Genomic DNA, 8871 nt, shown 5'->3' on the forward strand with positions numbered 1-8871 from the left:
TTTATCGATGTACCACTGTCTTTTGTGGCAGATACGGTCTATGCGCCGTTTGATTACTATCATGGACCGTATAAGAAAGTCGATTAAAATTCAGGCCCGGTAAGCATCGCGCCGCCGGGCCAATGAATAACGGCTACTCCTCGATCGCCTGGCGAATTTGCTGCAGCGACGCCGGATCGTCAATGGTCGTCAGATCGCCGGGATCGCGGCCTTCACAGATTGCCTGGATGGTGCGACGCAGCATTTTACCGGAGCGCGTTTTCGGCAACTGCGACACAAACCAGACGTGTGCCGGACGGCCAAAATTACCAATCTGGCTATCCACCAGCGCCATTATCGCCTTCTCTTCTGAATGCGCGATGTCACGGTCTTCCAGGCTATCGCTCTGCTTCGGAATGACAAATGCAACCGCCACCTGCCCTTTCAGTGCATCTTTCACGCCGACCACCGCCACTTCTGCGACGTTTGGATAGCTGGAAATACTCTCCTCTATCTCACGCGTACCCAGTCGATGTCCGGCGACGTTAATGACGTCATCCGTCCGACCAAGGATGAAGTAATAGCCGTCGGCATCGCGAATGCCCCAGTCAAAAGTGGCGTATACCTGACGAGAAAACAGCGACCAGTAGGTATTTACGAACCGTGTGTCATCGCCCCAGATGGTCTGAATACACCCTGGCGGCAGTGGCCCTTCAATCACCAGCATACCCTTCTCATTCGCTGCGCAGGGTTCGCCGGTGACCTCATTGAGCAACTGCACGTTATAGCCATACATCGGCACGCCAGGGCTGCCCAACCGCGACGGCCTGTCGTCCAGCCCACGGGCGATCGCCATAATTGGCCAGCCGGATTCGGTCTGCCAGTAATTATCGATAACCGGGACGCCCAGCGTTTCCGTTACCCAACTGGCGGTCGGTTCGTCCAGCGGTTCCCCGGCCAGATACAGCACCTCCAGCGAGGAGAGATCGTGATTGCGGATCTGCGCGGTCGGGAATTTCTTCAGTACGCGGATCGCCGTTGGCGCGGAGAACATCCGGCTAACCTGATACTTCTCAACAATCTTCCACCACACGCCGCAGTCCGGATACGTTGGCAGCCCTTCGTACACCACCGTCGCCATCCCCGCCAGCAGTGGGGCATACACGATATACGAATGCCCAACCACCCAGCCGATGTCCGACGCGCAGAAGAACACGCCGCCCGCTTTACCGCCGAAAATGGTATCCATCGTGGTTGCCAGCGCGACCGCATAGCCGCCAACGTCACGCTGGACGCCCTTCGGTTTACCGGTTGTCCCGGAGGTATAGAGAATGCAGGAGGTTTCATTCGATTCCAGCCACGTCACCGGCACCCGCGCGCCAAGATGCTGTTGGCGCAGCGCGGCAAAGTCGAGGTCGCGCCCCTCTACCCGCGCCATTTTCGCCAGACCGCGATCGACCAATACCACATGACGCGGCTGGTGCTGCGCCTGACTGATTGCATCATCGAGCAGCTTTTTATACGGCAGGATCTTGCCCCCGCGCGCGCCGGCATCCGCCGAAACGATAATCACCGGTTGGGCGTCGTCGATACGTGCCGCCACGCTGTGCGAGGCAAAGCCACCGAACACCACCGAATGGATCGCCCCAATGCGCGCGCAGGCCAGCAGCGTAATATGCGCCTCGGCGATCATCGGCATATAAACCAATACCCTGTCGCCGCGCTGTACGCCCAGAGACAACAACATTGCCGCCGCCACGTTCACTTCGTCGTACAACTGACGAAAGGTAAAGGTACGCTCTTCTTCGGTTTCCGATGACACCGCAATCAGCGCCAGCGCCTCAGGCTGTTTCTCCACCCAGCGGTCGATGGCGTTATGACACAAATTGGTCTTGCCGCCGCAAAACCAGCGGGCAAACGGCGGGTTGCTGTGATCCAGCACCTGCGTATACGGCTGCTGCCAGTCAATGCGCTGGGCCTGCTCGGCCCAGAACGACTCCGGTTGCGTAATCGAACGTTGATAAAACTCGCTATAAGACATAATGCTCTCCTGTTGAACTTACGCCTTGCCGCACGCAGGTTTAGATTACATAAAGGTCCATATACTCATTGACCGGCATCTGCTCCAGGCGGGCTCTGTCCAGGGAGACATCCAGAATGCGCTGCTGCTGACGGGTCGGGAACTGACGCGCCAGGTTGATTTTGAACTTCTCGACCAGCTTCGGCATACCGTCGTGGCGACGGCGCGCATGACCGATTGGGTACTCCACTACCACTTCTTCAAAACGTGAACCGTCGGTGAACTCGAGAGTGATGGCGTTAGCAATGGCGCGTTTTTCCGGGTCGTGATAATCGGCGGTAAAGGCCGGATCTTCGAAGCAGGTGATCTTCTCGCGCAGGGCATCAATGCGTTTGTCCTGCGCCACGCCGTCTTCGTAATCTGCCGCGGTTAAACGCCCAAACAGCAGCGGGATGGCGACCATATACTGGATGCAGTGATCGCGATCCGCCGGGTTATCCAGTGGGCCTTTTTTATCGATGATGCGGATACAGGCTTCGTGGGTGCGAATGGTCACTTTTTCGATATCCGCCGCCGTTTTACCCGCGGCCTGCAGTTGTTCATACAGCGTCATTGCCGCTTCTACCGCAGTCTGCGAGTGGAACTCGGCCGGGAAGGAGATTTTAAACAGCACGTTTTCCATCACGTAAGAGCCGTATGGACGCTGGAAGCGGAACGATTCCCCTTTGAAGGAGACGTCATAAAAGCCCCAGGTTTTCGCCGTCAGCGCAGACGGATATCCCATCTCGCCCGTTTTTGCCATCAACGCCAGACGTACTGCGCGGGAGGTCGCATCGCCTGCCGCCCAGGATTTACGCGTGCCGGTATTTGGCGCATGACGATAGGTACGCAGCGACTGGCCGTCGACCCACGCCAGCGAAACGGCGTTGAGGATTTCCTCCCGGCTCAGCCCAAGCATCTCCGCGACCACCGCCGTGGAGGCGACTTTTACCAACAGAACGTGATCCAATCCAACGCGGTTAAAGGAGTTTTCCAGCGCGATACAGCCCTGAATTTCATGGGCTTTGATCATCCCGGTCAGCACTTTTTTCATGGTCAACGGCGCTTTCCCCGCCGCCACCGCGTTGCGTGACAGCCAGTCAGCCGTCGCCAGAATGCCGCCGAGGTTATCGGAAGGATGGCCCCATTCCGCGGCCAGCCATGTGTCGTTGAAGTCCAGCCAGCGAATCATCGCGCCGATGTTAAACGCCGCCTGCACCGGATCAAGCTGGAACTGGGTGCCCGGTACGCGAACGCCGTTCGGCACTACGGTCCCCGGCACCACCGGTCCTAACAGTTTTTTACAGGCCGGATATTCCAGCGCTTCCAGGCCACAGCCAAGGGTGTCGAGCAGGCAATAATGCGCGGTGTCGTACGCCACCTTTGAGGTGATCTCGTAATTCATAACGTAATCAACGATATCAACGATTTCACGGTCAAAGTCTGGGCGAACGTTCGAAATATGTGCGGACATAGGGTACAACTCCTGTTTTTATATTTAGAGGTTTCAATTAGCAACGCTTTTCGATCGGTACAAATACGCGATCTTCCGGGCCGGTGTAGTTGGCGGAGGGTCGGATAATTTTGTTGTCCTGGCGCTGTTCGATGATGTGCGCCGCCCAGCCGGTCACGCGGGCGATAACAAACAGCGGAGTGAACATTTCGGTCGGGACGCCCATCATGTTGTAGGAGACCGCCGAGAACCAGTCGAGGTTAGGGAACATCTTTTTGGTTTCCCACATCACCTCTTCCAGACGGTCGGCGATGTTGTACATTTTCAGCGAACCGCCTTCCTGAGAAAGCTGTTTCGCCACGCGTTTAATCACCTGATGGCGCGGGTCGGCAATGGTGTAAACCGGGTGACCAAACCCAATCACCACTTCTTTATTTTCCACGCGTTTGCGGATATCCGCTTCGGCTTCATCCGGCGTTTCATAACGCTGCTGGATCTCCAGCGAAACTTCATTCGCCCCGCCGTGTTTCGGCCCACGCAGCGCGCCAATCGCGCCGATAATCGCGGAATACATATCGGAGCCGGTTCCCGCAATCACACGACTGGTGAAGGTGGACGCGTTGAATTCGTGCTCGGCATACAGCACCAGTGAAATGTGCATCGCCTTTTCCCAGCTTTGCGACGGTTTTTCGCCATGCAGCAGATGCAGGAAGTGCCCGCCAATGGAATCATCGTCCGTTTCCGGCTGAATGCGCTCGCCGTTATGGCTGTAGTGATACCAGTACAAAAGGATCGAACTGAGGGACGCCAGCAGTTTGTCGGCAATATCGCGCGCGCCGGAAACGGTATGCCCCTCTTTTTCCGGTAGCGTACAGCCCAGCGCGGAGACGCCGGTGCGCATCACATCCATCGGGTGGGATGCGGCAGGCAGCGCTTCCAGCACGGTGCGCACGTTTGCGGGTAAGCCGCGCAGCGCTTTAAGTTTGCTTTTATAGGCGGTGAGCTCGTCGCGGGTAGGTAATTTCCCGTGGATCAACAGGTGCGCGACTTCTTCAAATTCGCACTGCTGCGCCAGGTCGAGAATATCGTAGCCGCGATAATGCAGGTCATTACCGCTTTTACCCACGGTGCATAACGCGGTATTTCCGGCGGCGACGCCTGACAGCGCAACCGATTTTTTAGGTTTAATGACATGCGTGTTGTTTTGCAGGATTGTTGTGTCGCTCATGTTGTCCTCGTCATTTTTATAATATGTAGGGTACAAATTTATTGCCGGATGGCGGCTTCGCCTTATCCGGCCTACGACGGTTACTTTTTTGTGTACAGCGCGTCGAGTTTCTCTTCGAACTGGTAGTAGTTGATGCTTTCGTACAGTTCGTTGCGCGTCTGCATAATGTCGATCACGCTCTTTTGCGTGCCTTCCTGGCGCAGCACGTTGTAGACCCGTTCAGCCGCACGGTTCATGGCGCGGAAGGCAGACAGCGGATACAGGGCCATGGCGACGTTCGCGCTACGCAGTTCATCGGTAGTGAACAGCGGCGTGGCGCCAAATTCGGTAATGTTAGCGAGGATCGGAACCTGCACTGCATCGGCAAACTGGCGGTACATCGCCAACTCGGTAATGGCTTCCGGGAACAGCATGTCGGCCCCCGCTTCGACATACGCCTGGGCACGATCGATAGCCGCCTCTAACCCTTCCACCGCCAATGCATCGGTGCGCGCCATAATCACAAAGTTGGGATCGGTGCGGGCATCCACGGCGGCGCGGATCCTGTCGACCATCTCTTCTTTAGAGACGATCGCCTTGTTCGGACGATGCCCGCAACGCTTGGCGCCGATCTGATCTTCAATATGCAGCGCGGCGGCCCCGGCTTTAATCATCGACTTCACGGTACGCGCCACGTTGAACGCCGACGATCCAAAACCAATATCCGCATCCACCAGCAATGGCAGCGGGCAAACATCAGTGATACGACGAATATCGGTCAGTACATCATCAAGGGTAGAAATACCGAGATCCGGCAGACCCAACGACCCCGCCGCAACGCCGCCGCCAGAGAGATAAATCGCCTGATACCCGGCACGCTGAGCCAGCAGAGCGTGATTGGCGTTGATGGTGCCGACGATTTGTAATGGGTTTTCTTTGCTGAGCGCGGCGCGAAACGCCAGCCCTGGAGAGTGTAGAGACATATCCGTCCTCTTGTTATCAACTTGTTACCATTTGTTGATTTACCTAAAGCAAGGGATATGCCAAAGACCGAAACTTTTGTGCAAATTCAATTTTTCATCTTTAAAACAATGAATTACATTTAGCACCTGCATTTTTTATGTACAAAAGCGTGTCAGCTATCGTTTCATGAAACCGACTTGAATGTTTCATTGCAACATTTATGAAACACAACTAAACCCTTATACTCGGTTCCTTACTTTTTGGGTTGCTTATGGCTGATACGCATCTTCCGCCGCGAGTGAACGATGACAAACCGGTTATCTGGACGGTTTCGGTCACACGCCTGTTCGAACTGTTTCGCGACATCAGTCTGGAGTTCGACCACCTGGCGACCATCACCCCTATTCAGCTGGGTTTCGAAAAAGCGGTGGCCTATATCCGTAAGAAGCTGGCCACTGAGCGTTGCGATGCCATCATTGCGGCAGGCTCCAACGGCGCATATCTGAAAAGCCGTTTATCGATCCCAGTGATCCTGATTAAACCCAGCGGGTTTGACGTACTCCAGGCGCTGGCGAAAGCGGGAAAACTGACATCATCGATTGGCGTCATTACCTATCAGGAAACCATCCCCGCGCTAATCGCCTTTCAAAAGACCTTCAATTTGCAGCTCGAACAGCGCAGCTATATCACCGAAGAAGATGCCCGTGGACAAATCAACGAGCTGAAGGCCAACGGTACCCAGGCGGTGGTCGGCGCGGGGTTGATTACCGATTTGGCGGAAGAAGCGGGCATGACCGGCATTTTTATCTATTCGGCGGCCACCGTGCGTCAGGCTTTTGTCGACGCGCTGGATATGACCCGTCTGACGCTGCGCAGAAACGGGCAATACGCCTCTGGCGATATGCTGCGCACCCGCTATGCGCTGGGAGATATGCGCGGTCACTCTGCGCAAATGGAACAGGTGCGGCACACCATTATGCTCTACGCCCGTTCGCGTGCGCCGGTGCTGATTCAGGGTGAAACCGGCACAGGTAAAGAGCTGGCGGCGCAGGCTATTCATCGTGAGTATTTTACGCGTCAGGAGAATCGGCGCGGAAAACCTTCGCCGCCGTTTGTTGCCGTCAACTGCGGGGCAATCACCGAATCATTGCTGGAAGCGGAGCTGTTCGGCTATGAGGATGGCGCGTTTACCGGCTCCCGCCGGGGAGGACGCGCGGGCCTGTTTGAAATTGCCCACGGCGGGACGCTGTTTCTTGATGAGATAGGCGAAATGCCGCTACCGTTACAAACCCGGTTATTGCGCGTACTGGAAGAAAAAGAGGTCACCCGGGTCGGTGGACATCAGCCGATTCCGGTCGATGTGCGGGTGATCAGCGCCACGCACTGCGACCTGGAACAAGAGATGAAACAGGGAGAATTTCGTACGGATCTGTTTTATCGCCTGAGCATTCTGCGCCTTAAACTGCCGCCGCTACGCGAGCGGCTGCCCGATATTCTGCCGCTGGCGGAAGGCTTTTTAAAACAGTCGCTGGCAGAACTGGATGTACCGTTTTCTGAACCCGTGCGTAAGGGATTAGCCCTGAGCCAGCCTACGCTGCTCAATTATGGCTGGCCGGGAAATATCCGCGAGTTACGCAATATGATGGAGCGTCTGGCGCTGTTTTTAAGCGTCGAACCGCAGCCGGCGCTGAACGTACAATTTCTACAGCAGTTGTTACCTGAACTGGCCGCTGTTGCTGCCCCACCGCAGGTCACTTCATCACTGACGCCGCAGCAGGTGCTGGCGCAATTCAATGGCGATAAAACCGCGGCTGCGCGATATCTCGGTATCAGCAGAACTACGTTCTGGCGCAGGCTAAAAGAAAACCCGCCAGTGCAATGACTGGCGGGTATGTTATCTTTCAGTACCGCGCATTATTTTTTCTTGTAAATATTGGCTGTACCGTGGATTTTATTGTCCGTTTGGCCGGAGGTTAATACCACCACATCTGCGCCTTTCTCTTCGGCTTTCTTCAGAAGGTCTTCTTTCGCATCAGCGGCTGATACTTCATTACTTGTTGAAATATCACCGATTTTGGTATATTGCGACTCAACCTTTTCAAACTCAACCTTCGTCATAAATTCCGCGGCATACGCGTTGGACACAACAAAAGCTAACGCACCAATAAGTACTTTAATTCCAGTTTTCATATAAAAGCTCCAGGTTTTGTTATATATGCCATCATCGCCCCCTGAACATTCGCCATGCGAGTCAAGGATGATTAATAAGTAGTTCAGGCCGCAAAAAAGATCCAGAGCTGGCGGAAATATAAAGATATTTTGCGTATCGCGTATAACAGAAGATCCCACGCCGCGGCATTATCCGGCGCAGTTGGATTACAGAAACCAGGCGTAGACGCTATTGGCAAATTTAGGCGCATTTCACAATACAGTGTGAGTAAATACGCAGAATGACGAGCGCGCTAAAATTATAGTGTTAGCAGTCTAAGCATGCCCCAGGCCCGCTCTTACTAATGGAATCGTTGTCTATGGAACCTTTACACGCCGTCGTACTTACCATCAGCCTGTTTGTTTTAACCTTTTTTAATCCCGGCGCGAACCTGTTCGTGGTGGTGCAAACCAGCCTGGCGTCAGGACGACGCGCAGGGGTGATGACCGGTCTGGGCGTGGCCTTAGGCGATGCGTTCTACTCCGGCCTCGGGCTCTTTGGCATGGCGACGCTGATTACCCAATGCGAAGAGATATTTTCACTGATTAAAATTGTCGGCGGCGCCTACTTGCTATGGTTTGCCTGGAATAGTGTTCGTCATCAGGCTACACCGCAAATGCCAACATTACAGCAGCCGATTTCCGCCCCCTGGTATGTATTTTTCCGCCGCGGGTTATTAACGGATTTATCTAATCCGCAAACCGTTCTGTTTTTTATTAGTATCTTCTCCGTCACCCTCAGCGCAGAAACGCCTACGTGGGCGAGGCTCATGGCCTGGGCAGGTATTGTGTTGTCTTCCGTTATCTGGCGTATTTTTCTCAGCCAGGCGTTTTCTTTGCCCGCCGTACGCCGTGCGTATGGTCGAATCCAGCGGGTTGCCAGCCGGGTGATAGGCGCCATTATCGGCGTCTTCGCGCTCAGGCTGATTTATGAAGGTGTCAGCCATCGTTAAGCGAGTTTAACTTGACCATTGTGACGTAATTGTCCGTAATACCGCCTGA

At 54.8% G+C, this 8871-nt stretch carries 7 protein-coding genes; 2 read left to right on the forward strand and 5 right to left on the reverse strand.

From position 1 onward, the window contains the following. Positions 1–133: 133 nt before the first annotated feature. The 4 genes from prpE to prpB form a co-directional block, all read right to left on the reverse strand. Positions 134–2020: a propionate--CoA ligase gene (prpE, locus tag KQJ18_RS18670; protein WP_042310270.1), complete on the reverse strand. Its 1887-nt coding sequence runs from the start codon at positions 2018–2020 to the stop codon at positions 134–136. Between the two features lie 40 nt (positions 2021–2060). Then, positions 2061–3512 carry a bifunctional 2-methylcitrate dehydratase/aconitate hydratase gene (locus KQJ18_RS18675; protein WP_121528651.1) on the reverse strand — a complete coding sequence of 484 codons (1452 nt, stop codon included), beginning with the start codon at positions 3510–3512 and terminating at the stop codon, positions 2061–2063. A gap of 37 nt (positions 3513–3549) precedes the next feature. Further along, on the reverse strand, positions 3550–4719 hold the full coding sequence (gene prpC, locus KQJ18_RS18680; protein ID WP_038637983.1) for a 2-methylcitrate synthase: 1170 nt from the start codon (positions 4717–4719) through the stop codon (positions 3550–3552). 80 nt (positions 4720–4799) lie between these two features. Beyond that, positions 4800–5681, reverse strand: a complete 882-nt coding sequence (prpB, locus tag KQJ18_RS18685) for a methylisocitrate lyase (protein WP_038637980.1) — start codon at positions 5679–5681, stop codon at positions 4800–4802. A 251-nt stretch (positions 5682–5932) separates the two neighbouring features. Between prpB and prpR the strand changes: the two genes are divergently transcribed. Next, positions 5933–7543, forward strand: coding sequence for a propionate catabolism operon regulatory protein PrpR (gene prpR, locus KQJ18_RS18690; RefSeq protein WP_087857010.1), 1611 nt, complete (start codon positions 5933–5935; stop codon positions 7541–7543). A gap of 32 nt (positions 7544–7575) precedes the next feature. Here the strand turns inward: prpR and yahO are convergent, their stop codons facing one another. After that, positions 7576–7851: a DUF1471 family periplasmic protein YahO gene (gene yahO / locus KQJ18_RS18695; protein ID WP_006685820.1), complete on the reverse strand. Its 276-nt coding sequence runs from the start codon at positions 7849–7851 to the stop codon at positions 7576–7578. Positions 7852–8189: 338 nt separating this feature from the next. On the opposite strand from yahO, the gene KQJ18_RS18700 reads away from it, so the two are divergent. Beyond that, positions 8190–8822 carry a LysE family transporter gene (locus tag KQJ18_RS18700; RefSeq protein ID WP_042310278.1) on the forward strand — a complete coding sequence of 211 codons (633 nt, stop codon included), beginning with the start codon at positions 8190–8192 and terminating at the stop codon, positions 8820–8822. The last annotated feature ends 49 nt before the right edge of the window (positions 8823–8871 follow it).

Origin of the sequence: Citrobacter sp. S55_ASV_140 (genome assembly GCF_018919505.1) — a bacterium.
Taxonomy (GTDB): domain Bacteria; phylum Pseudomonadota; class Gammaproteobacteria; order Enterobacterales; family Enterobacteriaceae; genus Citrobacter; species Citrobacter werkmanii.

What these genes read in the sequence shown, in the direction of transcription:
- prpE (WP_042310270.1), bottom strand. Translation starts at nt 2,020, where the DNA reads ATGTCTTATAGCGAGTTTTATCAACGTTCGATTACGCAACCGGAGTCG.
- KQJ18_RS18675 (WP_121528651.1), bottom strand. Translation starts at nt 3,512, where the DNA reads ATGTCCGCACATATTTCGAACGTTCGCCCAGACTTTGACCGTGAAATC.
- prpC (WP_038637983.1), bottom strand. Translation starts at nt 4,719, where the DNA reads ATGAGCGACACAACAATCCTGCAAAACAACACGCATGTCATTAAACCT.
- prpB (WP_038637980.1), bottom strand. Translation starts at nt 5,681, where the DNA reads ATGTCTCTACACTCTCCAGGGCTGGCGTTTCGCGCCGCGCTCAGCAAA.
- prpR (WP_087857010.1), top strand. Translation starts at nt 5,933, where the DNA reads ATGGCTGATACGCATCTTCCGCCGCGAGTGAACGATGACAAACCGGTT.
- yahO (WP_006685820.1), bottom strand. Translation starts at nt 7,851, where the DNA reads ATGAAAACTGGAATTAAAGTACTTATTGGTGCGTTAGCTTTTGTTGTG.
- KQJ18_RS18700 (WP_042310278.1), top strand. Translation starts at nt 8,190, where the DNA reads ATGGAACCTTTACACGCCGTCGTACTTACCATCAGCCTGTTTGTTTTA.